The sequence below is a fragment of the Streptomyces albireticuli genome (assembly GCF_002192455.1).
Classification (GTDB): Bacteria; Actinomycetota; Actinomycetes; order Streptomycetales; family Streptomycetaceae; genus Streptomyces; species Streptomyces albireticuli_B.
Window position 1 is genome coordinate 2,993,553 of record NZ_CP021744.1, and the last position, 24,077, is coordinate 3,017,629.

Consider the following 24,077-nt stretch of genomic DNA (forward strand, 5'->3'; position numbering starts at 1 on the left):
GGGCCCACCCCGCCCCGCCCCCGCCCCACGGACGGCCTCGGAACGCCGACCGCCCGCAGCCACTCACTCCCCCGGCCACTCCGGCACCCGCTTCTCGTTGAAGGCCGCCACACCCTCGGCACGGTCCCCGGAGAAGGCCACCGTGCGCCACGCCGCGTCCTCGACCTCCAGCCCCGTCCGCAGGTCCAGGCCGTGCCCGAGCCGCAGGGCGCGCTTGGCGGCGCGCAGGCCCACGGGCGAGTTGGCCGCCATGCGCGCGGCCAGCGCGAGCGCCTCCGTACGGTCCTCGCCCTCGGCGACGAGCTGGTCCACCAGGCCCAGCTCCCTCGCCTCCTCGGCGGGCACCCGCCGCGCGGTGAAGATCAGTTCGGCCGCGCGTGCGGCGCCGACCCGGCGCGGGAGCAGCTGGGTGCCGCCACCGCCGGGGATCACGCCGACCGACACCTCGGGCAGGCCGACGACGGCCGTGGTGTCCGCCACGATCACATCGCAGGACAGCGCCAGTTCGAAACCGCCACCGAGCGCGAAGCCGTGCACGGCGGCGACGGTCGGCATGGGCAGCTCCAGCACGCCGGTGTACGCGGCGCGGGCGTGCGGACGCTGCCGGCCGAGGTCGGCGTCGGTGAAGGAGTTGCGCTCCTTGAGGTCGGCGCCGACACAGAACGCGCGCTCGTGCGTGGAGGTGAGGACGACGACCCGCGCGGAGGCGTCGGCGGCGAGGGCGGCGGTGGCCTCCCCGATGCGGCGGCCCATCTCGGTGGAGACGGCGTTCATGGCCTTGGGCCGGTCCAGGACGAGTTCGGCGACGTGCCCGTGGCGCCTTACGGCGACCCATTCCCCGAAGCGGTGCTCACTCACGTGGTGTCTCCCGGTGACGTTAACGACCGTAAACTTCCGTCGCTGATCATCGCACCGGTCCCGGAGGTCCTCAATCGGCGGAAGGGCTCGAATTTCCGGCCCGGCGAACCCACCCCCGGCCACCCACCCTCAGGCGTTGTTCCTCCGGGTCAGCAACCACGGCTCGACGACACCCAGCCCACGCACCGGCCGCTGCCACATCGGCTGAAGGGCGAAGCGGTACTTCTCCGTGCCGTCGGCCGCCGCCGCGGCCTCCACCTCCGACTTGGGGGCGTCGCCGCTGCGGGCCAGCTCCTCCGCGAAGGCGCCGTCGACCAGGACCGCGTCCTTCGGCGCTATCGACGTCAGCCGGGAGGCCAGGTTCACCGTCGTACCGAAGACATCGCCCATGCGCGTCGTCACCGTGCCGAAGGCGAGGCCGACCCGGAGCTCCGGCATCGTCTCGTCGTGGGTCATGGTCTCGATGAGCCGCAGGCCGATCTCGGCCGCGGTGCCCGCGTCGTCCGCCGAGTAGAGCACCTCGTCGCCGAGCGTCTTGATGAGCCGTCCGCCGTGCGCCGCGACCAGGTCGGCGGCGGTCGTCTCGAAGGCCTCGACGAGCTCGCCGAGCTCCTCCTCCTCCAGACGGCGCGTCAGGCGGGTGAAGCCGACGAGGTCGGCGAAGCCGACGGCCAGCCGGCGGTCGACCATCTCCGCGTCGTCCTGGGCCTGGACGACGCGGCCGGTGGCGGCGGCCAGCTGCCGCCGCCAGACGTAGATGAGGAACTCCTCCAGCTCGGGGAGGAGCAGCTCGACCAGCGGGTAGGTGATCTCCGTCCGGGTCATGCCCGGCTCCTGAGGCTCGGTCAGGCCCTCCAGGAAGGAGTCGATCTGCCAGTCGGCGAGGCGGGCGGTGGTCTGCCCGGTGGAGCGGGCGACCTGGATGGCCATGGGCTCGCTCAGCAGCCCGGCCTCGACCAGACCGGCGAGCCGCCGCAGCGCCAGCACGTCGGCCTCGGTCAGCGCGCGGGCCTGGCCGATGTCGGCGAAGCCCATGGCGCGCCAGAAGCGGGAGGCGAGGTCCATGGAGACCCCGGCCGCGCGGGCGGCCTGGAAGGGGGTGTAGCGGCGCTCGGCGCCGAGGATCAGCGACTCCAGCCGCAGGGCGATCGGGTCGCCGCCGTCGTCCCCGTACTCCTCGACGCCTCTGGCGCCGCCCCGGCCGCCCGTACTCCGGCCCGCGCCGTCGGAGCCCTGCCGGTCGGCGTCGCCGCCGGTTCCCCCGGCGCTCCCGCTCGCGGCGCTGCCGCCGCCCGGGGTGCCGCCCGTGGCCTCAACGGCACGGGAGGTGCCCCCACCGTCGCCGGTCACCGCCCGCCCCCTGTCCGATCCGTGCGCACTGCCCTGCCGATCACTGCTCGCTTAGGTTCCGGGCACAACGATACGACAAGTGTGCCGTAGCTCACTCTTCCGACAGCGCGGGCCGTAGATGAACGATGTCGCCGGCGCCCACCGGCCGCTGCACCCCGTCGCCGGTGGCCAGCACCAGCCGGCCGTCGCCGTCGACGGCCACGGCCTCCCCGACCAGGTCTTTGCCGCCGGGCAGTTCGGCGCGCACGGTCCGGCCGAGGGTCGCGCACCCGGCGGCGTACGCCTCCTGGAGGCGGGACGCGCGCGGGTCGCCTCCGGCGCGTCGCCACTCCGTGTACCACTCCTCCAGCGACCGCAGGACGGCCCGCAGCAGCGGGTCGCGGTCCACGGCCACGGCTCCGGCCAGGGCGAGCGAGCCGGCCGTCGGCACCGGGAGCTCCTCGGCGCGGAGCGACACGTTCAGGCCGATGCCGACGACGACGCTGTCGCCGGAGCGCTCGGCGAGGATGCCGCCGGCCTTGCGCTCGGCGCCGCCGACCGTCACGAGCAGGTCGTTCGGCCACTTCAGGGCGGTGTCCACACCGGCGGCGCGGGACAGCGCGGTGGCCGTCGCGACGCCGGCGAGCAGCGGCAGCCAGCCCCAGAGCTCGACCGGGACGTCCGGGCCCGGGGTGAGCAGTACGGAGAAGAAGAGGCCGGAACGCGGCGGCGCGGTCCAGGCCCGGTCGAGCCGGCCGCGCCCGGCGGACTGCTCCTCGGCGACGAGGACCGCGCCCTCGGCCGCCTTCCCGGCGGCGGCCGCGGCAACGAGGTCCGAGTTGGTGGATCCGGTGCGCGCGACCACCTCGACGGAGCTCCACAGCCCGCCGGGGCGCAGGAGTCCGCGCCGGAGCGCGAGGGCGTTGAGCGGGGGCCGGTCGAGGTCGGACCAGCGGTTCACGGCGGAGCCTGAGGCGTCATCGGGCGTCATAAGAGCCACCTTAGGAGGCAATCGGCGGCAAAAAGGTGTGGCCGACGACGCACTGCCACGGCGCATCCGCGCGGATACGCTACGAACCGGTAGCCCAGTCAGCCCACCCCTCAGGACGAGCAGGAGCCGCATCCCGTGTCCGAGCCGGAATACGACATCCATACCACCGCGGGCAAGCTCGCCGACCTCCGCCGCAGGACCGAGGAGGCGACCCACGCGGGTTCGGCCCGCGCGGTGGAGAAGCAGCACGCGAAGGGCAAACTGACCGCCCGGGAACGTGTCGAACTGCTGCTGGACGAGGGTTCCTTCGTCGAACTGGACGAGTTCGCGCGGCACCGCTCGACCAACTTCGGCATCGAGAAGAACCGTCCTTACGGCGACGGCGTCGTCACCGGTTACGGCACCGTCGACGGCCGTACCGTCTGTGTCTACTCGCAGGACTTCACCGTCTTCGGCGGCTCGCTCGGCGAGGTGTACGGCGAGAAGATCGGCAAGGCCATGGACTTCGCGCTGAAGACCGGCTGCCCGATCATCGGCATCAACGACGGCGGTGGCGCCCGCATCCAGGAGGGCGTGGTCGCGCTCGGCCTGTTCGGGGAGATCTTCCGCCGCAATGTGCACGCCTCGGGCGTGATCCCGCAGATCTCGCTGATCGTCGGCCCGTGCGCGGGCGGCGCGGTGTACTCCCCCGCGATCACCGACTTCACGGTGATGGTCGACCAGACCTCGCACATGTTCATCACCGGCCCCGACGTCATCAAGACCGTCACCGGCGAGGACGTCGGCTTCGAGGAGCTGGGCGGCGCCCGTACGCACAACGCCACGTCGGGCGTGGCCCACCACATGGCGGGCGACGAGAAGGACGCCATCGAGTACGTCAAGGCGCTGCTGTCCTATCTCCCCTCCAACAACCTCTCCGAGCCGCCCGCCTTCCCGGAGGAGGCGGACCTGGAGGTGTCGGGCTCCGACCAGGAGCTGGACACCCTCATCCCGGACTCGGCCAACCAGCCCTACGACATGCACACCGTCATCGAGCACGTGCTGGACGACAGGGAGTTCCTGGAGACGCAGGCGCTGTTCGCGCCGAACATCATCACCGGCTTCGGCCGGGTCGAGGGCCGCCCGGTCGGCATCGTGGCCAACCAGCCGCTCCAGTTCGCCGGCTGCCTGGACATCGACGCGAGCGAGAAGGCCGCGCGGTTCGTGCGCACCTGCGACGCCTTCAACGTCCCGGTGCTCACGTTCGTGGACGTCCCGGGCTTCCTGCCGGGCACGGACCAGGAGTACAACGGCATCATCCGGCGCGGCGCCAAGCTGATCTACGCCTACGCCGAGGCCACGGTGCCGCTGATCACGGTGATCACCCGTAAGGCGTTCGGCGGGGCGTACGACGTCATGGGGTCCAAGCACCTCGGCGCCGACCTCAATGTGGCGTGGCCCACGGCGCAGATCGCGGTCATGGGCGCGCAGGGCGCGGTGAACATCCTGCACCGCCGTACGATCGCGGCCGCGGAGACCCCGGAGGAGCAGGAGGAGCTGCGCGCCAAGCTCATCGCGGACTACGAGGACACCCTGCTCAACCCCTACGCCGCGGCCGAGCGGGGCTACGTCGACGCGGTGATCATGCCGCACGAGACGCGCCGCCACATCGTGCGGGGGCTGCGGGTGCTGCGGGACAAGCGCGAGGCGCTGCCGCCGAAGAAGCACGGCAACATCCCGCTCTAGGAAGGGGCTGTCCGATGATCAAGGTAGTGCGAGGCAACCCCACGCCGGAGGAGCTGGCCGCCGCCCTGGCGGTGGTCCAGGCCCGCGCGGCGGCGCGGGGCGCTGCCGCGCGGGAGGCGGGTGAGGCGCGCCCGGAGTGGTCGGAGCCGGCGCGCCGGCTGGCGGCGGGCCGGATGCCGGCCGCGGGGCCGCGGGCGTGGCGCACGACGTACTGGCCGGCGTAGCGGGGCCGGCGCGGGCGGTCGGCAGGGCGGGTGCGCGGTCCGTCCGGGGCGGATCTTTCCCCACCCCGCCTCTTCCCGGAACCGGGGCTCCGCCCCGGACCCCGGTCCTCGAACTCCCCCGGCTACCGCTGGGAGGTGCCCCCAGACGGGCTGAGTTGTCGCCCGGAACCGGGCAAATTCAGCCTGTCCGGCGCTTGAGGACACCGCGCGAAGCGCGGAAAAGGGGGCCCGGGGGCGGAGCCCCCGGTCTCGGGAAGGGGCGGGTAGGGGAAAAGTCCCGCCCCGCCCTACCTTGAGTACGCGTACTCAGGCGCCGCCCACCCCGCCGCGCGAGCATGGAACCCATGCTGTGGTCGGATCCGCCCGAAGAGCCCCCCGAGGAGCTGCGCGAAGCGCAGGCCATGCTCCGCCGGGCCGGCCTCGTGCTGGCCGTCGGCATGGTGGTGCTGTTCGTCATCCTGGGCCTGCACTGACCCCTCCGCCCCCACCCCACGCGCATCTCACTGCAACCAAAATCTCCCCATTCGCATCATCACAAGAGAAATGCCCGCGAACCCGGGAGCGCGTCCCACCATGAACAAACCCGTACGGCACATATCCGTCTTCGTCGGGGTGCTCGTACTCGCCCTGCTGCTCCAGGCGACCTGGGTGCAGTTCGTGCGCGGCGACGAATTCGCGGAGCACAAGCAGAACAAGCGCGTCCGGATCGCCTCCTTCGCCCAGCCGCGCGGCAACATCATCGTGGGCGGCCAGCCGGTCACCGGCTCCTCGGAGACCTCCGGTGACTACAAGTACAAGCGGACGTTCAAGGACGCCGAGATGTACGCCCCGGTCACCGGCTACTCCTCGCAGATCTACGGCAACAGCCAGCTGGAGTTCGTCAACGACAAGCTGCTCAGCGGCACCGACGACCGGCTCTTCCTCCAGCGCACCACGGACATGCTCACGGGCAAGAAGCCGCGCGGCGGTGACGTGGTCACGACGATCAACCCGAAGGCGCAGAAGGCGGCCTTCGAGGGGCTCGGCAAGTACAAGGGCGCCGTCGTGGCGCTCGACCCGCGCACGGGCAAGGTGCTCGCCCTGGCCTCCACCCCCTCCTACGACCCCTCGGTCTTCGCGGGGAACACGTACAAGGACCAGAAGGCCTGGGACGCCCTCGCGGCCGACAAGAACAAGCCGACCCTGAACCGGGCGCTCAAGGAGCGCTACCCCCCGGGCTCGACCTTCAAGATCCTCACCGCGGCGGCGGCCCTGGAGCACGGGATCGTCTCGGACATCGACGCCAAGGGCAGCGCCCCGGTGCCGTACAAGCTGCCGCTGAGCACCACCACGGTCCGCAACGACGTGCAGACGCAGGAATGCGTCAACGGTTCGCTGAAGGCCGGCCTCCAGTGGTCGTGCAACAACGTCTTCCTGGACCTCGCGGACAAACTGGGCACGGACAAGATGCGCGAGACCGCGGAGAAGTTCGGGTTCAACGAGAAGAAGCTCGACATCCCGGTGCGGGCCGGTGAGAGCCTCTACCCCACGAAGCTCGACCGGCCGCAGACCGCGCTGACCGGCATGGGCCAGGGCAGCCTCGCCAGCACGCCCCTCCAGATCGCCATGATGACGGCCGGCCTCGCCAACGACGGCAAGGTGATGAAGCCCTACATGGTCGAGGAGCTGCGCGGCCCGGACCTCGGCACGCTGGAGAAGCACAAGCCCGAGCTGATGTCGCAGGCCGTCTCCGCCGACACGGCGCGCAAGGTCCAGACCATGATGGAGAACACCGCGGAGAAGGGCACCGGCAAGGCGGCCCTGATCGACGGCGTGACGGTCGGCGCGAAGACCGGCACCGCGCAGCACGGTGTCAACAACGAGAAGCTGCCGTACGCCTGGTTCGTCTCGTACGCCAAGCAGGGCGACGGCTCGCCGGTCGCGGTGGCCGTCTTCATCGACCCCGAGGGCTCGGACATCGACCGCGAGGACATCTCCGGCGGCAAGCTCGCCGGGCCGATCGCCAAGAAGGTCATGGAGGCCGCGCTCGGCAAGTGAGCCACTGACGGATTCGCCCCGTTACGGGGGCCGACTTACGGCGGAGATGTCCACATCGCTCCCGTAAGTCGGCCCCCTTTCGCGTGCGTTCACCCCGGGAACGCGAAGGTGACGACTTAACTGACCAGTAATCACTTTGCCCCTGCACCGACACTTCGTATGGCTAGAATCGACCAGCACAGTCACTCGAAGGGGGGTCGAGGAAGAATGCGTATACGCTCTGTCGGCGCGCTCGCCGCGTTCCTCGTCCTCGCCCTGGCCGTGCTGTTGACGATCAGGACGGCCGATGCCGGGGAGACCCCGGCGGCCCCTTCCCTCGCCTATTCGGCCGGCGCCCCGGCGTCCGCCGAGCACGACTGCGCCCACCCCGGCGAAGGCTCCGGGGGCGAACAGGGCATGTGGCGCGCCCATGTGTCCCACCGGGGCGGCACAGCTCAGCCCCGGCAGCAGGTCCAGACCACGGCGCCGCTCGGGAACTCCCCCGGCGGCAACGGCGTTGACCCCTGTGCGGGGCCGTCCGACAGACACGCCCCCGTGACGGCTCGTGGCTCCGGCCGCCAAGTCGGCACCCTCATCCAGGTCTTCAGGCACTGATTCGCTGGAGGCCTTGCCTCCGCGCGCAACCAGCGGCCCTCCAGTCGCGTCACTACCATCAGTAACGCGCGCCGATGGCAGATCTTCTCAGCGCCTTCGTCACTCTGTTCGCTGCCGCACATCATTCGATGCGGCATTTCCCTGTCAAGACGTCTCGACGACGCACGTCTTCGATGTCCGACCGACAACGACTACCTCCAGGAGGTCAGCCGTTCATGCAGTCCCTCATCGACCACGCCCGCGCCTTCCCGACCCGCGCGCGACAGTCCACCACCGGGGAGCTCAGCGGCCTCGCATCAGGCCAGTCCCCCGAAGCACTCTTCATCACCTGCTCCGACTCCCGCGTCGTACCGACGCTGATCACCAACACCCGCCCGGGTGACCTCTTCGAGCTGCGCACGGCGGGCAACATCGTCCCCGAGTACAGCACCGACCACCCGGCCGGCGAGATGGCCACCATCGAGTACGCCGTCACGGTCCTCGGGGTGCAGGACATCATCGTCTGCGGCCACTCGCACTGCGGTGCCGTGGGCGCGCTCGTCCGCGACGAGGACCTCACCCAGGTGCCCGCCGTCCGCGGCTGGCTGGAACGCGGAGCCTCACCCGCCCTCCGCGACGGCGAGGGGGACACCCCCGACGTCGCCATCCCGGTGCAGCGCCACGCGCTCGCACAGCTCGACCGGCTGCGCGCCTACCCGTGCGTCGCCGAGCGGATCGACGACGGCCGCCTCGGCCTGCACGCCTGGTACTACGAGGTGCACACCGGCCTCGTGCTGGCGCACCAGACCGTCGGAGACGACGCGCTGTTCCTCCCGTTGTGACCCGCCGGCCCGGGCGCGGCCGAACCGCCCCGGGCCCTCCGGCTCCTCCCTTGGGCCCCCTCCCGGGCCCCGGGTCACTTCCGCTCGCCTTCCCCACCTCAACGTGAGGAATCCATGCTCACCAATCCCGGTTCCGCCGTGCTGCGGCGGGACTTCACCGCATCGCTCGTCGTCTTCCTGGTCGCCCTCCCGCTCTGCGTCGGGGTCGCCGTCGCCTCCGGCGCGCCCGCCGAACTCGGCCTGATCACCGGCATCGTCGGCGGACTCGTCGTCGGGGCGCTGCCCGGCAGCTCCCTCCAGGTCAGCGGCCCGGCCGCGGGCCTGACCGTGCTCGTCTACGAGGCCGTGCAGACCCATGGCCTCGGCACCCTCGGGGCGATCGTCCTGGCCTCCGGAGCGATCCAACTCGTCCTGGGATTCCTCGGCTTCGGGCGCTGGTTCCGCGCCATCTCGGTCGCCGTGGTCCAGGGCATGCTGGCCGGCATCGGCCTGGTGCTGATCCTCGGCCAGTCCTACGCGATGGGCGACCTCAAGGCGCCCAGCAGCGGGCTCGACAAGATCGCCGGACTGCCCGGCCTCGTCTCCGACCTCGCCTCGGACAGCCAGGCGCTCAAGGCGTTCGCCCTGGGCGCCGGCACCGTCGCCGTGCTGATCCTGTGGAAGAAGCTGCCCGCCCGCGTCTCGGGCCTGGTGCCCGCGCCGCTGGCGGCCGTGGCCCTCGCCACCGGTGCGACGGCGGCGTTCTCGCTGCCCGTCGCCAAGGTCGAGGTCAAGGGCCTGTTCGAATCCATCCAGCCGCCCGGGCTCAGTGACTTCGGCGGTCTGGTCGACGGCACCCTGATCGGCACCGTCCTCGCGTTCGCGCTCATCGCCTCCGCCGAGAGCCTCTTCAGCGCGGCGGCGGTGGACCGGCTGCACGACGGACCGCGCACCGACTACAACAAGGAGCTGATGGCCCAGGGCGCGGGCAACGCCGTGTGCGGCCTGCTCGGCGCCCTGCCCATGACCGCCGTCATCGTGCGCAGCGCCGCCAACGTCCAGGCCGGCGCCCGCACCAAGGCCTCGCGATGGATGCACGGCCTGTGGCTGCTGCTCTTCGCGGCGCTGTTCCCGGCCGCGCTCGGGGTGATCCCGGTCGCCGCGCTCGCGGGCGTCCTGGTCCACGCGGGCGGCAAGCTCGTGCCCGTGCGCGATCTGGGTCCGCTGTGGCGGGAGCACCGCGGCGAGGCGATCGTGCTCGGCGTCACCGCCGTGGCCATCGTGGCCACCAATATGTTCGAGGGCGTCGTGGCCGGTCTGCTGCTGGCCGTGGCCAAGACCGCGTGGGAGACCTCGCGCGTCCAGCTCGACGTCAAGGACGAGGGCGAGGGTCCCATCCACGTCCGGCTGACCGGCAGCGCCACGTTCCTGCGGCTGCCGCACATCCTCGACACCCTGGAGGCGCTGCCCAAGGACCGGCCGATCGAGCTGCACCTGTCCGGGCTGCGCCACCTGGACCACGCCTGCCGGACGGCCCTGACGAACTGGGCGGACCGGCACAACGAGGAGGGCACGGAGCCCGTGCAGGTGCGGGGCGAGGTGGTCGCCGTGGCAGGCTGACGGAAACGGGGCGTGGCGGCGGGGGCGGTGCCGACCTCATAGGCTGGCCGGTATGAACGACAGCCCCGCGCGCCGCCGCCTGGTCCTCGCCTCCCAGTCCCCCGCCCGCCTCGGACTGCTCCGCGCCGCGGGGCTCGCCCCCGAGGTGATCGTCAGCGGCGTGGACGAGGACGCGATCACCGCCCCGAACCCCTCCGAGCTCGCCCGGGTCCTCGCCGAGGCCAAGGCCGAGGCCGTCTCCGTACGGGCGGAGGCCGCCGGGGCGCTGGTCGTCGGCTGCGACTCGGTGCTGGAGCTGGACGGCCTGGCACTGGGCAAGCCGGCGGACGCGGAGGACGCCACGGCCCGCTGGAAGTCGATGCGCGGCCGGTCCGGAATCCTCCGGACCGGTCACTGCGTGATCGACACCGCCACCGGGCGGCGGGTGTCCGCGACCGCCTCGACCACCGTCCGTTTCGGCGAGCCGACCGATGCCGAGATCGCGGCCTACGTCGCCTCCGGCGAACCGCTCCACGTGGCGGGCGCCTTCACCCTCGACGGCCGCTCCGCCCCGTTCCTGGACGGCATCGACGGTGACCACGGCAACGTCATCGGCCTGTCGCTGCCCCTGCTCCGCACGCTCCTCGGCGAGCTCGGGACCTCGATCACCGACCTGTGGGTGTGAGAGCCCCCGGACCTCAGGTCGGCAGGAGCCCGGTCACGGGCGCGAGCAGTCCGAGCACCGGGTCGAGGGCGCTAGCGGCCTTGCCGACCTCGCTGATCTGACCCAGCTTGTTGAGCTGGCCGAGCTGGTTGGTGGCACCGGGGTAGATGCTCATGTCCTGCATCTGCGGCGGGTCGATCTTCGGCGGCGCGGCGACCTCCCCGGCGTTCGACACGGGCGGTTGCGGCATGGGCGCGGCCGAGGCGGCGGTGACGGACATGCTGAGGGCGGCGCCGGTGAGGGCGGCCGCGGCTGCGATGCGCTTGATCATGCCCGACCCAACGAGGTCGGGCCCCACCGGTCACCATTCCTTGCGCCACATGGGGGCCCACCCCAGAGGTACGCGCGCGGTGACCGGAACCTCTCCCACCACTCCAACACCCCTTCCCCGGCGGCCGATCGGACCGTCCGGGGGAGTTTCTCGGCGTATCCCGCTGCGCATATTCCGGTAGAGCCGACTCCCGAGAAGCGCCGAGGAGCACCGTCATGCCGAAGATCCTCATCACGACCGGCGACGCCGCGGAGGACCTGGAGGTCATGTACCCCTACCAGCGGCTGCTGGAGGAGGGTTACGAGGTCGACATAGCCGCGCCGACCGTCAAGCAGCTCCAGTTCGTCGTCCACGACTTCGTGTCGACCTTCGACACGTACACCGAGAAGCCCGGCCACTGCTGGCCCGCGGACGTCGCGCTCGCCGACGTGAACCCGGCCGACTACGCCGCCGTCCTGATCCCCGGCGGGCGGGCCCCCGAGTTCCTCCGGCTGGATCCGCACTTCCAGCGGATCGTCAAACACTTCTTCGCCGAGAACAAGCCCGTCGCCCACATCTGCCACGCCGTCGTGGCCCTCGCGCCGCTCGGCGTGCTCAAGGGCCGGCGCACGGCCGCCTGGCCCGCGTGCGCCCCCGACGTACGGCTCGCGGGCGGCACCTTCGTGGACGCGGAGGCGGTGGTGGACGGCAATCTGGTCTCCGCGCGCGCGTGGAACGACCACCCGGCGTGGATGCGGGCCTTCGTCGACCTTCTGCGCGAGCAGGCCCCGGTCAAGCGCTGAGCCGGATCCGGCGGGGCGCTCCGCCGGCTGTGCGAAGCTGGTGGGTCAGCCCGTCCGCGCGTGCCGCCACCCGAAGGAGCGCCTCCGCCATGCCGCAGTCCGTCGACCGCGCCCTCGACGTCCTCGACGCCGTCGCCGCCTCCGACGGCCCCGTGAGCGCCAAGGCGCTCGCCCGGCGCACCGGCTGCGCGCTCTCCACCGTCTACGAACTGCTGGGCGCCCTCACCGCGCGCGGGCACCTCGTGCGCACCGCCGCCGGCTGGACCCTCGGCTACCGCGTCCCCTCCCTGCACCGCGCCTTCCAGCGCCAGATGCGGCTGGACGAGGAGGTGCACGGGCTGCTGCTGAAGGCCCGGCGCACGGTGGGCGCGGACACCTACTTCAGCGCCTATCGCGACGGGGAGATAGCGGTGCTCGCCGGAGCGTCCGACTCCGCCGCGCCGACCGGCGGTTTCTCCGTCGGCCGGGACGCCGACGGACACGCCACGGCGCACGGCAAGGTGCTGCTCTCCGCCCTCCCCCGCGCGGCCCGGCTGCGCTATCTCTCCGGGACCGGGATGCGCGCGATCACGCCGCGCACGATCACCTCGCCCGACCGGCTCGACGCGGAGCTGCGGCGGGTGCGGCGGCAGGGCGTCGCCGTGGAGGTCGAGGAGTGCGCGCCCGGTGTGGCCTGTGTGGCGGTGCCCGTGCCGGCGGCGGACGGCGCCCGCACGGCCGTCTCGGTGGCCCTGCCGCTGGCGGACTTCGAGCGCCGCGGGGACCGGGTGACGGAGTTCCTCCGCCATGTGGCGGCCGAGGCCGGGAGGTTGGCGGCCGCGCGCCCCGCCGGCACTACCGGCGGGTAGGGCGCGGCCCGGGATCACCTGGCGGGCCCGGGGTCCACTCCGACAGCCCGCCGGACACGCAAACTTTGCGCCACCCCTTCGTAGGGACTCGACAAAGAATGCGCGGCGACGCTCCCGGACGATCACCGAGATCTAGCCCACACGAAAGGATCACCCTGGGCCCTCGAACGCGGCGTACCGTGGGATAACTGGGGACTTATGCCCGTGCACGCCCCGCCGTTCACCCTCCGTGTGGGCAACCTCACCCCGGGAGTCGGGTCGGCACAGAGTGTCGCCGGTACCTAAACTCACGTTGTTTCAAGGAGGGAGCCATCGTGCGCAAGGTGCTCATCGCCAACCGAGGCGAAATCGCTGTCCGCGTCGCTCGTGCGTGCCGGGACGCCGGGATCGAAAGTGTGGCGGTCTACGCCGACCCGGACCGTGACGCGTTGCACGTCCGTGCGGCCGACGAGGCGTACGCGCTGGGCGGTGACACCCCGGCGACGAGTTACCTGGACGTGGCCAAGGTCCTCGCCGCGGCCGCGGAGTCGGGTGCGGACGCCGTTCACCCGGGGTACGGATTCCTGTCCGAGAACGCCGAATTCGCGCAGGCGGTGCTGGATGCGGGGCTGACGTGGATCGGTCCGCCGCCGCAGGCGATCCGGGATCTGGGTGACAAGGTGGCGGCCCGTCATATCGCGCAGCGGGCGGGTGCTCCTTTGGTGGCCGGTACGCCGGATCCGGTGTCGGGTGCGGAGGAGGTCGTGGCGTTCGCGCGGGAGCATGGTCTGCCGATCGCGATCAAGGCGGCGTTCGGTGGTGGCGGGCGTGGTCTGAAGGTGGCCCGCACGCTGGAGGAGGTGCCCGAGCTCTACGACTCGGCGGTGCGTGAGGCGGTGGCCGCGTTCGGGCGGGGCGAGTGCTTCGTGGAGCGTTACCTGGACCGTCCGCGGCATGTGGAGACGCAGTGCCTGGCGGACAAGCACGGCAATGTGGTGGTGGTCTCCACGCGTGACTGCTCGCTCCAGCGCCGGCACCAGAAGCTGGTGGAGGAGGCCCCGGCCCCGTTCCTGTCGGATGAGCAGAACGCGGAGCTCTACCGTGCGTCGAAGGCCATTTTGAAGGAGGCCGGGTACGAGGGTGCGGGGACGTGTGAGTTCCTGGTGGGGCAGGACGGGACGATCTCGTTCCTGGAGGTCAACACGCGTCTTCAGGTCGAGCACCCGGTGACCGAGGAGGTCACGGGTATCGATCTGGTGCGGGAGATGTTCCGGATCGCCGATGGTGAGGAGCTGGGGTACGGGGATCCGGCGGTGCGCGGGCACTCGTTCGAGTTCCGTATCAATGGTGAGGACCCGGGCCGTAACTTCCTGCCGGCTCCGGGGACGGTGACGCGTTTCGACGCGCCGTCGGGTCCGGGTGTGCGGCTGGACGCGGGGGTGGAGTCGGGTTCGGTGATCGGTCCGGCGTGGGACTCGCTGCTGGCGAAGCTGATCGTGACGGGTGCCAGCCGTGAGCAGGCCCTCCAGCGGGCGGCGCGTGCGCTGGGTGAGTTCACGGTCGAGGGCATGGCGACCGCGATCCCCTTCCACCGTGCCGTGGTGACGGACGAGGCGTTCGCTTCGGATCCGTTCAAGGTCCACACGCGGTGGATCGAGACGGAGTTCGAGAACACGATTCCTCCGTTCGCGGGTGCGGTGGTGGAGGACGAGGAGGAGGCCCCGGGCCGCGAGACGGTGGTGGTCGAGGTCGGTGGCAAGCGCCTGGAGGTGTCGCTGCCGTCCTCGCTGGGGATGACGATCGCGCGGACGGCTGCGGCGGGTGGGGCGAAGCCGAAGCGGCGTGCGGCGAAGAAGGCGGGTTCGGCGGCGTCGGGTGACGCGCTGGCCTCGCCGATGCAGGGCACGATCGTGAAGGTCGCGGTCGAGGAGGGCCAGGAGGTCGCCGAGGGTGATCTGATCGTGGTCCTGGAAGCGATGAAGATGGAGCAGCCGCTGAACGCGCACCGCGCGGGCACGGTCAAGGGCATCACCGCCGAGGTCGGTGCCTCCGTCTCCTCCGGCGCCGTCATCTGCGAGATCAAGGACTGACGCGCCCCCTCAGCACGGCCCGCGGGCCCCGGCCGGAGCTCCGGCCGGGGCCCGCGGTCTGGACCGAGCGGACGGCGGGCGGCCGGGCCAGTGGCATTCTTGACTCGCGGGGAGCGAGAGGGAGGATCGACGGCAATGGCCACGGAGATCACACAGGCGTCACCACGCCCCATGCGCGCGGACGCACGGCGCAACTACGAGCGACTGCTCGCGGAGGCCCGTACCGCCTTCACCGCGCACGGCACGGACGCCTCCCTCGAGGACATCGCCCGCCGGGCGGGCGTCGGCATCGGCACGCTCTACCGCCACTTCCCCAACCGCACGGCGCTGATGAGCGCCGTCTTCCAGGGCGAGGTCGACGGGCTGCTCACCCGCTCCCGCGAACTGCTGGCGTCCCCCGAGCCGTGCCGGGCACTGGTGGACTGGCTGCGCGCCATCGTGGCGCACGCCAGCACCTACCGCGGGCTCTCCCGGGCCCTGATGGCCGCGCAGACCGACGAGGCGTCGGCGCTGTCGCGGTGCAGCCTGCCGATGCGCGAGGCGGGCAGCAGGCTGCTCGGCCGCGCCCAGCAGGCCGGGGCGGTCCGCGCCGACGTGGGCATCTCGGACCTGATGCAGCTGACGAACGCGATCTCCCTGGCGGTCGAGCAGTCCCCGGACGACCCGGAGCTGGCGGACCGCCTGCTGATGCTGACCCTGAGCGGCCTCAAGGCGGTGCCCTCGGACGGCTGAGGGCACCGCACCGGGCCTACCGGCGCCGCGGCGCCAGGTCCGCCACCCTCGCCGTCGACTGGTCGCCCAGCGACACCGCGCTGCGCAGCTGCGGCCCGGCCGGCCCGCCCTGCCCCGGGCCGGGCGGCTGCCCGCCCAGCGGGTGCGTGCGCCGCTGACCCGGCAGCGGCGGAACGTCCCGGCGCCGCGCCGGCGGCCCCACCTCCCCGCCGCCCGCGACGCCCGACGGCCCCGAGCCCGACCCCGCGCCGGGCCCGGCGACCGAGATGTGGACGCCCTGGTCCGCGAGAGCCTGGAGCTCCGTGGCGGCACGGTCGTCGTGCGCCGGCGGCTCGTCCGTCACCAGGCGCGTGATCACATCCGTGGGCACCGTCTGGAACATGGTGTCGGTGCCCAGCTTCGTATGGTCCGCCAGCACCACCACCTCCGCCGCGGCCTGCACCAGCGCCCGGTCCACACTCGCGGAGAGCATGTTGGACGTGGACAGCCCGCGCTCGGCGGTCAGCCCGCTCCCGGACAGGAAGGCTCTGGTCACGCGCAGACCGTGCAGGGACTGCTCCGCCCCGCTGCCCACCAGGGCGTAGTTGGAACCGCGCAGCGTGCCGCCGGTCATGACGACCTCGACCCGGTTGGCGTGCGCCAGCGCCTGCGCGACGAGCAGGGAGTTGGTGACCACGGTCAGACCCGGCACCCGCGCGAGCCGGCGGGCCAGCTCCTGCGTGGTGGTGCCGGCGCCGACGACGACGGCTTCGCCCTCTTCGACGAAGCTCGCCGCCAGATCGGCGATGGCCGTCTTTTCCGCGGTCGCTAGATGGGATTTCTGCGGGAAGCCGGACTCCCTGGTGAAACCGCCCGGCAGCACCGCACCGCCGTGCCGGCGGTCGAGCAGTCCTTCTGCCTCCAATGCCCGCACGTCCCGCCGTACGGTCACTTCGGAGGTCTGGACGACACGGGCGAGCTCACGGAGCGAAACCGCTCCGTTGGCGCGCACCATTTCGAGGATCAATTGACGACGTTCTGCAGCGAACACGAAACCGACAGTAACGCCAACGACCATCCGTTTTCAGCAGGTTGCAGCAATTAACGGAAGTTGTCCGCTCCCGAACGCAAGAAGTGGTATGGGCGTACTCCTGAGCCCTAAGCGTCACGCTGCGTCTGCTGTGTCTTCCTCGTGTGCAGCTGCCGCGCCACCTCGGCGAGCGAACCGGACAGCGAGGGATAGACGGTGAACGCGTTGGCGATCTGCTCGACGGTCAGGTTGTTGTCGACCGCGATCGCGATGGGGTGAATGAGCTCGCTGGCGCGCGGCGCGACCACCACACCACCGACCACGATGCCCGTGCCGGGGCGGCAGAACATCTTCACGAAGCCGTCGCGAATGCCCTGCATCTTGGCGCGCGGATTCCGCAGCAGCGGAAGCTTCACCATCCGGGCGTCAATCTTGCCGCTGTCGACATCGGCCTGGGTATACCCGACTGTCGCAATCTCCGGATCCGTAAATACGTTCGCGGATACAGCCTTGAGATTCAGCGGGGCCACCGCGTCACCCAGGAAGTGGTACATCGCGATGCGGCCCTGCATGGCCGCGACCGAGGCCAGCGCCAGCACGCCCGTGCAGTCACCGGCCGCGTAGACGCCCGGCGCGCTCGTGCGCGAGACCCGGTCCGTCCAGACATGCCCGGACTCCTTGAGCCGGACCCCGGACTCCTCCAGCCCGATCCCGGCCGTGTTGGGGATGGAGCCGACCGCCATCAGGCAGTGCGTACCGCTGATGACGCGCCCGTCGGCGAGCGTGACCTCCACCCGGTCGCCGACCCGCTTCGCGGACTGCGCCCGCGACCGCGCCATGACGTTCATGCCGCGGCGCCGGAAGACGTCCTCCAGCACGGCGGCCGCGTCGGGGTCCTCGCCCGGCAGCACCCGGTCGCGGCTGGAGACGAGCGTCACCTTCGAGCCGAGCGCCTGGTACGCGCCGGCGAACTCGGCACCGGTCACACCCGAGCCGACCACGATGAGCTCCTCGGGGAGCTCGTCCAGGTCGTAGACCTGGGTCCAGTTGAGGATGCGCTCGCCGTCCGGCAGGGCGTCCGGGATCTCCCGGGGGTGCGCGCCCGTGGCGATCAGCACGGCGTCGGCGACGAGGGTCTCCTCGCTGCCGTCCGCGGCGCGCACCACGACCTTGCGCGAACCGTCCGGCGCCTGGTTCGGCTCCAGCCGGCCCCGGCCGCGCAGCACCCGGGCACCCGCGCGGGTGACCGAGGCGGCGATGTCGTGCGACTGCGCCAGGGCGAGCCGCTTCACCCGCCTGTTGACCTTGCCCAGGTCCACACCGACGACGCGCGCCGCCTGCTCCACGTGCGGCGTGTCGTCGGCGACGATGATCCCCAGCTCCTCGTACGAGGAGTCGAAGGTCGTCATCACCTCAGCCGTCGCAATGAGCGTCTTAGAGGGCACGCAGTCGGTGAGCACCGACGCCCCACCCAGACCGTCGCAGTCGACGACGGTCACCTCCGCGCCGAGCTGCGCGGCGACGAGCGCCGCCTCATAGCCGCCGGGTCCGCCACCGATGATCACGATCCGAGTCACGTACTCCATTGTCCCGCACCCATCAAAGCGACTTCTCCCGGGGCCTCCCCAGGTGAATACGTACCTGAATGCGTACGTCCATCCGTGCGAGGACCGGCAGGAGGTTCCGGACGAACCTCCCTTCGAGCCTGCCATCCCAAATGCCGTTCCGCCTCACTCCCGTACCCTCGGAACCATGTCGCTCTACGCCGCGTACGCCGGCAACCTCGACGCGCGGCTGATGTCCCGCCGCGCACCCCACTCGCCCCTGCGCGGCACGGGCTGGCTCTCCGACTGGCGACTGACGTTCGGCGGCGAGCAGCTGGGCTGGGAGGGCGCGCTGGCGACCGTCGTCGAGGCCCCCCGTTCCCAGGTCTTCGTCGCCCTCTACGACATCGCTCCGATGGACGAGGACTCGATGGACCGTTGGGAGGGTGTCGGACTCGACATCTACCGCCGGATGCGGGTGCGGGTGCACACCCTGGACGGCGAGGAGCCCGCGTGGATCTACGTCCTGAACGGCTACGAGGGCGGCCTGCCCTCCGCCCGCTACCTGGGCGAGATCGCCGACGCGGCCGAGTCCGCGGGCGCGCCGCACGACTATGTGATGGAGCTCCGCAAGCGCCCTTGCTGAGAGTGACGGACCCGTCTCGTCGCAACACACAAAGCAACAATCGGAACACCGTGCCCGGCGACATCTACGCGCGTAGGCGAAGAGCGGCTACCCTCGTCCGCGTGAACGCATCTGTTACCCCCCAGGTCGACCCGTACGCCGCGGCCGACGCCGCCGCCACCCGTCTGCGCGAGCTGACGGGCGCCGAGACCCACGACGTCGCCCTGGTCATGGGCAGCGGCTGGCTCCCGGCGACGGAGGCGCTCGGCACCCCCGAGGTCGAATTCCCGGTCACCGAGCTCCCCGGCTTCACCGCCGCCGCCGTCGCGGGCCACGCGGGCACGGTTCGCTCCTACAAGGTCAACGACAAGCGCGCGCTGGTCTTCCTCGGCCGCACGCACTACTACGAGGGCCGCGGCGTCGCCGCCGTCGTCCACGGCATCCGCACCGCCGTCGCCGCCGGCTGCAAGACCGTCGTCCTGACCAACGGCTGCGGCGGTCTCCGCGAGGGCATGCGCCCCGGTCAGCCGGTGCTGATCAGCGACCACATCAACCTCACGGCGACCTCGCCGATCGTCGGCGCCAACTTCGTCGACCTCACCGACCTGTACTCCCCCCGCCTGCGCGCGCTCTGCCAGGAGGTGGACCCGACCCTCGAAGAGGGCGTGTACGTCCAGTTCCCCGGCCCGCACTACGAGACCCCGGCCGAGATCAAGATGATCCGCACCCTCGGTGCGGACCTGGTCGGCATGTCCACCACGCTGGAGGCCATCGCCGCCCGCGAGGCGGGCGCCGAGGTCCTGGGCATCTCCCTGGTCACGAACCTGGCCGCCGGCATGACGGGCGAGCCGCTGAACCACGAAGAGGTCCTCCAGGCCGGCCGCGACTCCGCGACCGCGATGGGCGCGCTCCTGGCGCAGGTCCTCGACCGCCTGTAGATCGATCCACACCCCGCCACGGCGGACCGGGCCGGACGTCGACCGCGCAGCACGAAGCGCGATCGGCTCCGGCCCGCGGTCGTCGTGCGACGGGAGGGGGCGGGGCGGGGTGGGCCCGGCAAGGGGCGTAAAGCGTGATTTGCGGGCCCAATCGCAGGGCAACGATGCAACACCGGGTCACGGGCCCGTAAATCATGCGGCCCCGGAGGGCCCACCCCGCCCCGCCCCCGACCCACCACGCACCCGCACCCGCACCCAGAACCCGGCACCCAGACACTGACCCCCTCCGGAGGAGAACCCGTGGAGCGAGACCTCATCGCCCAGGCCAAGACGTGGCTCGCCGAGGACCCCGACCCCGAGACCCGCGAAGAGCTCGCCCGGCTCATCGACGCCGGGGACACCACCGAGCTGAGCGCCCGCTTCGGCGGCACCCTCCAGTTCGGCACCGCCGGCCTCCGCGGCGAGCTCGGCGCCGGCCCCCTGCGCATGAACCGCGCCGTCGTCATCCGCGCGGCCGCCGGCCTCGCCGCGTACCTGAAGAAGCAGGGCCACACCGGCGGCACGGTCGTCATCGGCTACGACGCCCGCCACAAGAGCGCCGACTTCGCCCTCGACACCGCGGCCGTCATGGTCGGCGCCGGCCTGAAGGCGGCCCTGCTGCCCAAGCCGCTGCCCACCCCGGTCCTCGCCTTCGCGATCCGCCACCTCGGCGCGGTGGCCGGCATCGAGGTGACCGCCAGCCACAACCCGCCGCGCGACAACGGCTACAAGGTCTACCTCGGCGACGGCTCCCAGATCGTGCCCCCGGCCGACGCGGAGATCGCCGCCGAGATCGCGTCGATCGAGAGCCTGGCCGACGTGCCCCGCCCGAGCGCCGGCTGGGAGACCCTCCGCGAGACGATCGTGGAGGCCTACCTTGAGCGCACGGACGCGGTCCTGACCAACGGCTCCGCCCGGGACGTCCGCGTCGTCTACACGCCCATGCACGGCGTCGGCCGCACCGTCCTGACCGCCGCCTTCGAGCGGGCCGGCTTCCCCGCGCCGACCGTGGTCGCCGAGCAGGCCGAGCCGGACCCGGACTTCCCGACGGTCGCCTTCCCGAACCCGGAGGAGCCGGGCGCGATGGACCTGGCGTTCGCCACGGCCCGCGAGGCCGCGCCGGACATCGTCATCGCCAACGACCCGGACGCGGACCGCTGCGCCGTCGCGGTCCCCGACCCGGAGTCGGTCGAGGGCTGGCGCATGCTGCGCGGCGACGAGGTCGGCGCGCTGCTGGCGACGCACCTGGTCCACAAGAAGGCCCAGGGCACCTTCACGACGACGATCGTGTCCTCGTCGCTCCTCTCCCACATCGCGGCGGCCGCGCCCGGCGCGGACTACGAGGAGACCCTGACGGGCTTCAAGTGGCTGGCCCGCGTGGACGGCCTGCGCTACGCCTACGAGGAGGCGCTGGGCTACTGCGTCGACCCCGAGGGCGTGCGCGACAAGGACGGCATCACGGCCGCCCTGCTGGTGGCCGAGCTGGCCGCCGAGCTCAAGGAGTCCGGCCGCACGCTGACGGACCTCCTCGACGACCTGGCCGTCGAGCACGGCCTGCACGCCACGGACCAGCTCTCGGTGCGGGTCCAGGACCTGTCGCTGATCTCGGACGCGATGCGGCGCCTGCGCGAGCAGCCGCCGACGGTGCTGGCCGGCCTCCAGGTCTCCTCGGCCGAGGACCTGGCGAAGGGCTCGGAGGCGCTGCCGGCGACGGACGGCCTGCGGTACCACCTGGCCGGCGACGCGGCGGGCGAGGTGTCGGGCGCGCGCGTCATCGTCCGCCCGAGCGGCACCGAGCCGAAGATCAAGTGCTACCTGGAGGTCGTGGTCCCGGTCGCGTCGGCGATCGCGCTGACGGACGCCCGGGCGCGGGCGACGGAGGTCCTGGCGGCGATCAAGTCGGACCTGTCGCGCGCGGCGGGCATCTGACGACGGGGGCACCGCCCCGCACCCCCTACTGAAAGCGCCGGGCGGGCTGGATCTCTCCAGCCCGCCCGGCGCTTCGTCGTAGCGGGCGCCGCGCGTCGACGCGGCACGGGGGGCGACTCACCCGGTCGCGAACAGCACCACGAGCAGCACGAACCCCACCACGGCCGGCGCGATCACCTCGTAGGCCCAGCGCACCGTCACGGCGCCCTGCGCGCCCTCCCGCCCGGCGTTCCGCTCGGCGAGCTCCCGGAGGTCGTCCATCACCTGGTCCGAGGGCGCCTTGACGCCCTGGTCGGTGCCGGCGGCGGTCACGGAGGCCCCGGAGATGCCCTCGGCCACGGCCTGGTTCTGCCGCCGGGCGGCGGCCTTCCGCTTGCGCAGGGAGACCGGGATCGACCACAGCTGGTACTTGGCGCCGTCGGCCAGCACCTCGCTGGAGTAGCCGGCGCGCACGCCGTCCACGCGGCTCCACGGGAGCGTGATGGTGCGGAAGGGGTTGCGGACGAGGAGCCGGTCGGCGCCCGCCCAGACGGCGGGCCGGACGGTGAAGGCGATGATCAGCGGCACGGCGCAGAGGAGTCCGGCCAGGGCGAGCCAGGGCGTACGGTCGGCGCCGCGCGCGATCGCGTCGCCGCCCAGCCAGGCGGCGAGGCCGAGGAGCAGCACGCCGGTGGCGATGCCGGAGGGCGAGCGGTAGCAGCGCTCGGCGTAGGCGTCCGGTTCCTGTGGGGACCGTGGGGCGGAGGAGTCGTCCGGGCTCGTCATGGGCCGATTGTGCCGCACGGTGTGTTCGGGTGGGGCGGGTGCTCGGGTGCGGGCGGTGGGGGATCGGGGGCGGGGCGGGGTGGGCCCTCCGGGGCTGCATGATTTACGGGCCAAGTACCCCGCCGCGGCACAGTTGCCCGCCGTAAGGCCCGCAAATCACGCTTCACGCCCCTACCGGGCCCACCCCGCCCCGCCCCCTCCCGCCGCACGTCGGCCCTCCGCCCCATGACGGCTACGCACGAAATTCGCCCTCACGCCTCCTTCCGGACCTGCCCCGCCTCCCGCCGCACATCGCCCCTCCGCGCACGACGACCACGGGCCACACCACCTTCCCCCAGACCAGCCCGCCCCTCCCACCGCACATCGGCCCTCCGCCGCACGACGGCCACGGGTCGGAGCCGACGGGCAGATGTCCGAGGGGCGGGCCCAGGCCCAGGCGGCGGGTCCGGGGGGTCTCGCACCGCGCGTCAGCGCGTGAATGGGGGCCCGGGGGCTTGCCCCCGGTTCGGGAAGGGGCGGGGTGGGGACAAGGCCCCGCGCAGCGGCACGGCCCGCACCCGGCCCGGCCCGGCCCCAACCCCTCGCGCACGCTCATCCGCAAAGCTCCCCGCTCAGGGGTTGGCACGCGCTACGCGCGTAGATATGCTCATCTGGTGACCATGCCCACCACAGTTCCCGCACACGGCAATGACGCCGCGGGGCGGCTGACGGAGCTGGCGGACGTGACCGCCTCCGACAGCGCGCTGCGCCGCTTCCTGCACGGCCTCCCGGGCGTCGACGCGGTCGGGCTGGAAGCCCGCGCCGCGTCCCTCGGCACCCGCTCGATCAAGACCACGGCGAAGGCGTACGCCATCGACCTGGCGATCTCGATGATCGACCTGACGACGCTGGAGGGCGCGGACACCCCCGGCAAGGTCCGGGCGCTCGCCGCGAAGGCCGTCAACCCCGACCCGACCGACCGGACGACGCCGCGCACCGCGGCCGTCTGCGTCTACCCCGACATGGTGGCCACCGCGAAGGCGGCCCTGACCGGCACGGACGTGAAGGTCGCGTCCGTCGCCACCGCGTTCCCCGCCGGCCGCGCCGCGCTGCCGGTGAAGCTCGCGGACACCCGGGACGCGATCGCGGCCGGGGCCGACGAGATCGACATGGTCATCGACCGCGGCGCCTTCCTGGCCGGCCGGTACATGGACGTGTTCGAGGAGATCCGCGCCGTCAAGGCGGAGTGCGCCGACAAGGCCCGGCTCAAGGTGATCTTCGAGACCGGTGAGCTGTCGACGTACGACAACATCCGCCGCGCCTCCTGGATCGGGATGCTCGCGGGCGCCGACTTCATCAAGACCTCGACGGGCAAGGTGGCGGTCAACGCCACGCCGTCGAACACCCTGCTGATGCTGGAGGCCGTGCGCGACTTCCGCGCGCTCACCGGCGTGCAGGTCGGCGTGAAGCCGGCCGGCGGCATCCGCACCACCAAGGACGCGGTCAAGTTCCTGGTCCTGGTCAACGAGACGGTGGGCGAGGACTGGCTGGACAACCACTGGTTCCGGTTCGGTGCCTCCAGCCTCCTGAACGACCTGCTGATGCAGCGGCAGAAGCTGAGCACCGGCCGCTACTCCGGTCCCGACTACGTCACGGTGGACTGATC

Annotated in this window: 23 protein-coding genes; 16 read left to right on the forward strand and 7 right to left on the reverse strand. The window is 72.1% G+C overall.

The window, feature by feature from the left end:
* Window positions 1–63 precede the first annotated feature (63 nt).
* From SMD11_RS12570 to SMD11_RS12580, 3 genes are all read right to left on the reverse strand, one after another.
* Window positions 64–858, reverse strand: a complete 795-nt coding sequence (locus SMD11_RS12570) for an enoyl-CoA hydratase/isomerase family protein (protein WP_087926545.1) — start codon at window positions 856–858, stop codon at window positions 64–66.
* A gap of 129 nt (window positions 859–987) precedes the next feature.
* Window positions 988–2,208 (reverse strand): adenylate/guanylate cyclase domain-containing protein, encoded by a 1,221-nt coding sequence (locus SMD11_RS12575; protein ID WP_087926546.1) that lies wholly within the window; start codon window positions 2,206–2,208, stop codon window positions 988–990.
* 91 nt (window positions 2,209–2,299) lie between these two features.
* Entirely contained in the window at window positions 2,300–3,178 is an 879-nt protein-coding gene (locus SMD11_RS12580; protein WP_087926547.1) for a biotin--[acetyl-CoA-carboxylase] ligase, read from the reverse strand.
* A 135-nt stretch (window positions 3,179–3,313) separates the two neighbouring features.
* Here SMD11_RS12580 and SMD11_RS12585 point away from each other — a divergent pair, with 135 nt between their 5' ends.
* The 8 genes from SMD11_RS12585 to SMD11_RS12615 all read left to right on the forward strand — a co-directional run bounded on the left by SMD11_RS12585 (window position 3,314) and on the right by SMD11_RS12615 (window position 10,842).
* The gene (locus SMD11_RS12585; RefSeq protein WP_087926548.1) at window positions 3,314–4,903 is read left to right on the forward strand and encodes an acyl-CoA carboxylase subunit beta; all 1,590 of its coding nucleotides are present in this window, start codon (window positions 3,314–3,316) and stop codon (window positions 4,901–4,903) included.
* A gap of 14 nt (window positions 4,904–4,917) precedes the next feature.
* Window positions 4,918–5,127, forward strand: coding sequence for an acyl-CoA carboxylase epsilon subunit (locus SMD11_RS12590; RefSeq protein ID WP_087926549.1), 210 nt, complete (start codon window positions 4,918–4,920; stop codon window positions 5,125–5,127).
* A gap of 344 nt (window positions 5,128–5,471) precedes the next feature.
* On the forward strand, window positions 5,472–5,600 hold the full coding sequence (gene mmpB, locus SMD11_RS36835) for a morphogenic membrane protein MmpB (RefSeq protein ID WP_267896821.1): 129 nt from the start codon (window positions 5,472–5,474) through the stop codon (window positions 5,598–5,600).
* A gap of 100 nt (window positions 5,601–5,700) precedes the next feature.
* On the forward strand, window positions 5,701–7,164 hold the full coding sequence (locus tag SMD11_RS12595; RefSeq protein WP_087926550.1) for a peptidoglycan D,D-transpeptidase FtsI family protein: 1,464 nt from the start codon (window positions 5,701–5,703) through the stop codon (window positions 7,162–7,164).
* 207 nt (window positions 7,165–7,371) lie between these two features.
* Window positions 7,372–7,758: a hypothetical protein gene (locus SMD11_RS12600; protein ID WP_087926551.1), complete on the forward strand. Its 387-nt coding sequence runs from the start codon at window positions 7,372–7,374 to the stop codon at window positions 7,756–7,758.
* A gap of 215 nt (window positions 7,759–7,973) precedes the next feature.
* Complete coding sequence (locus SMD11_RS12605; RefSeq protein ID WP_087926552.1) at window positions 7,974–8,579, forward strand: carbonic anhydrase; 606 nt, start codon at window positions 7,974–7,976, stop codon at window positions 8,577–8,579.
* 114 nt (window positions 8,580–8,693) lie between these two features.
* Complete coding sequence (locus SMD11_RS12610; RefSeq protein ID WP_087926553.1) at window positions 8,694–10,178, forward strand: SulP family inorganic anion transporter; 1,485 nt, start codon at window positions 8,694–8,696, stop codon at window positions 10,176–10,178.
* A 52-nt stretch (window positions 10,179–10,230) separates the two neighbouring features.
* The gene (locus tag SMD11_RS12615; RefSeq protein WP_087926554.1) at window positions 10,231–10,842 is read left to right on the forward strand and encodes a Maf family protein; all 612 of its coding nucleotides are present in this window, start codon (window positions 10,231–10,233) and stop codon (window positions 10,840–10,842) included.
* Between the two features lie 13 nt (window positions 10,843–10,855).
* Here SMD11_RS12615 and SMD11_RS12620 read toward each other — a convergent pair whose 3' ends face one another.
* Window positions 10,856–11,152: a hypothetical protein gene (locus tag SMD11_RS12620; RefSeq protein WP_159395286.1), complete on the reverse strand. Its 297-nt coding sequence runs from the start codon at window positions 11,150–11,152 to the stop codon at window positions 10,856–10,858.
* Window positions 11,153–11,367: 215 nt separating this feature from the next.
* Between SMD11_RS12620 and SMD11_RS12625 the strand changes: the two genes are divergently transcribed.
* The 4 genes from SMD11_RS12625 (at window position 11,368) to SMD11_RS12640 (ending at window position 15,583) form a co-directional block, all read left to right on the forward strand.
* Window positions 11,368–11,934 (forward strand): DJ-1/PfpI family protein, encoded by a 567-nt coding sequence (locus SMD11_RS12625; protein ID WP_087926556.1) that lies wholly within the window; start codon window positions 11,368–11,370, stop codon window positions 11,932–11,934.
* A gap of 89 nt (window positions 11,935–12,023) precedes the next feature.
* The gene (locus SMD11_RS12630) at window positions 12,024–12,782 is read left to right on the forward strand and encodes an IclR family transcriptional regulator (protein WP_087926557.1); all 759 of its coding nucleotides are present in this window, start codon (window positions 12,024–12,026) and stop codon (window positions 12,780–12,782) included.
* A 314-nt stretch (window positions 12,783–13,096) separates the two neighbouring features.
* Window positions 13,097–14,851, forward strand: a complete 1,755-nt coding sequence (locus tag SMD11_RS12635) for an acetyl/propionyl/methylcrotonyl-CoA carboxylase subunit alpha (protein ID WP_087926558.1) — start codon at window positions 13,097–13,099, stop codon at window positions 14,849–14,851.
* A gap of 135 nt (window positions 14,852–14,986) precedes the next feature.
* The gene (locus SMD11_RS12640) at window positions 14,987–15,583 is read left to right on the forward strand and encodes a TetR/AcrR family transcriptional regulator (RefSeq protein WP_418952439.1); all 597 of its coding nucleotides are present in this window, start codon (window positions 14,987–14,989) and stop codon (window positions 15,581–15,583) included.
* Between the two features lie 16 nt (window positions 15,584–15,599).
* Here the strand turns inward: SMD11_RS12640 and SMD11_RS12645 are convergent, their stop codons facing one another.
* Both SMD11_RS12645 and SMD11_RS12650 read right to left on the reverse strand, forming a co-directional pair.
* Entirely contained in the window at window positions 15,600–16,640 is a 1,041-nt protein-coding gene (locus SMD11_RS12645; protein ID WP_087926560.1) for a DeoR/GlpR family DNA-binding transcription regulator, read from the reverse strand.
* Window positions 16,641–16,720: 80 nt separating this feature from the next.
* Entirely contained in the window at window positions 16,721–18,178 is a 1,458-nt protein-coding gene (locus SMD11_RS12650) for an NAD(P)H-quinone dehydrogenase (RefSeq protein WP_087926561.1), read from the reverse strand.
* A 166-nt stretch (window positions 18,179–18,344) separates the two neighbouring features.
* Between SMD11_RS12650 and SMD11_RS12655 the strand changes: the two genes are divergently transcribed.
* The 3 genes from SMD11_RS12655 (at window position 18,345) to SMD11_RS12665 (ending at window position 21,667) form a co-directional block, all read left to right on the forward strand.
* Window positions 18,345–18,782, forward strand: coding sequence for a gamma-glutamylcyclotransferase (locus SMD11_RS12655; RefSeq protein WP_058045957.1), 438 nt, complete (start codon window positions 18,345–18,347; stop codon window positions 18,780–18,782).
* A 101-nt stretch (window positions 18,783–18,883) separates the two neighbouring features.
* Window positions 18,884–19,699 carry a purine-nucleoside phosphorylase gene (locus SMD11_RS12660; protein WP_087926562.1) on the forward strand — a complete coding sequence of 272 codons (816 nt, stop codon included), beginning with the start codon at window positions 18,884–18,886 and terminating at the stop codon, window positions 19,697–19,699.
* Between the two features lie 300 nt (window positions 19,700–19,999).
* Window positions 20,000–21,667: a phospho-sugar mutase gene (locus SMD11_RS12665; RefSeq protein ID WP_087926563.1), complete on the forward strand. Its 1,668-nt coding sequence runs from the start codon at window positions 20,000–20,002 to the stop codon at window positions 21,665–21,667.
* Between the two features lie 117 nt (window positions 21,668–21,784).
* Here SMD11_RS12665 and SMD11_RS12670 read toward each other — a convergent pair whose 3' ends face one another.
* Window positions 21,785–22,432, reverse strand: coding sequence for a PH domain-containing protein (locus SMD11_RS12670; RefSeq protein WP_087926564.1), 648 nt, complete (start codon window positions 22,430–22,432; stop codon window positions 21,785–21,787).
* A 659-nt stretch (window positions 22,433–23,091) separates the two neighbouring features.
* On the opposite strand from SMD11_RS12670, the gene deoC reads away from it, so the two are divergent.
* Window positions 23,092–24,075, forward strand: coding sequence for a deoxyribose-phosphate aldolase (gene deoC, locus SMD11_RS12675; RefSeq protein ID WP_087926565.1), 984 nt, complete (start codon window positions 23,092–23,094; stop codon window positions 24,073–24,075).
* The last annotated feature ends 2 nt before the right edge of the window (window positions 24,076–24,077 follow it).

Excerpts from the sequence above, each read along its gene's own strand:
- SMD11_RS12580 (WP_087926547.1), bottom strand. The coding sequence starts at position 3,178 with ATGACGCCCGATGACGCCTCAGGCTCCGCCGTGAACCGCTGGTCCGAC.
- SMD11_RS12590 (WP_087926549.1), top strand. The coding sequence starts at position 4,918 with ATGATCAAGGTAGTGCGAGGCAACCCCACGCCGGAGGAGCTGGCCGCC.
- mmpB (WP_267896821.1), top strand. The coding sequence starts at position 5,472 with ATGCTGTGGTCGGATCCGCCCGAAGAGCCCCCCGAGGAGCTGCGCGAA.
- SMD11_RS12595 (WP_087926550.1), top strand. The coding sequence starts at position 5,701 with ATGAACAAACCCGTACGGCACATATCCGTCTTCGTCGGGGTGCTCGTA.
- SMD11_RS12600 (WP_087926551.1), top strand. The coding sequence starts at position 7,372 with ATGCGTATACGCTCTGTCGGCGCGCTCGCCGCGTTCCTCGTCCTCGCC.
- SMD11_RS12605 (WP_087926552.1), top strand. The coding sequence starts at position 7,974 with ATGCAGTCCCTCATCGACCACGCCCGCGCCTTCCCGACCCGCGCGCGA.
- SMD11_RS12610 (WP_087926553.1), top strand. The coding sequence starts at position 8,694 with ATGCTCACCAATCCCGGTTCCGCCGTGCTGCGGCGGGACTTCACCGCA.
- SMD11_RS12615 (WP_087926554.1), top strand. The coding sequence starts at position 10,231 with ATGAACGACAGCCCCGCGCGCCGCCGCCTGGTCCTCGCCTCCCAGTCC.
- SMD11_RS12620 (WP_159395286.1), bottom strand. The coding sequence starts at position 11,152 with ATGATCAAGCGCATCGCAGCCGCGGCCGCCCTCACCGGCGCCGCCCTC.
- SMD11_RS12625 (WP_087926556.1), top strand. The coding sequence starts at position 11,368 with ATGCCGAAGATCCTCATCACGACCGGCGACGCCGCGGAGGACCTGGAG.
- SMD11_RS12630 (WP_087926557.1), top strand. The coding sequence starts at position 12,024 with ATGCCGCAGTCCGTCGACCGCGCCCTCGACGTCCTCGACGCCGTCGCC.
- SMD11_RS12640 (WP_418952439.1), top strand. The coding sequence starts at position 14,987 with ATGGCCACGGAGATCACACAGGCGTCACCACGCCCCATGCGCGCGGAC.
- SMD11_RS12645 (WP_087926560.1), bottom strand. The coding sequence starts at position 16,640 with ATGGTCGTTGGCGTTACTGTCGGTTTCGTGTTCGCTGCAGAACGTCGT.
- SMD11_RS12650 (WP_087926561.1), bottom strand. The coding sequence starts at position 18,178 with ATGGAGTACGTGACTCGGATCGTGATCATCGGTGGCGGACCCGGCGGC.
- SMD11_RS12655 (WP_058045957.1), top strand. The coding sequence starts at position 18,345 with ATGTCGCTCTACGCCGCGTACGCCGGCAACCTCGACGCGCGGCTGATG.
- SMD11_RS12670 (WP_087926564.1), bottom strand. The coding sequence starts at position 22,432 with ATGACGAGCCCGGACGACTCCTCCGCCCCACGGTCCCCACAGGAACCG.
- deoC (WP_087926565.1), top strand. The coding sequence starts at position 23,092 with ATGCCCACCACAGTTCCCGCACACGGCAATGACGCCGCGGGGCGGCTG.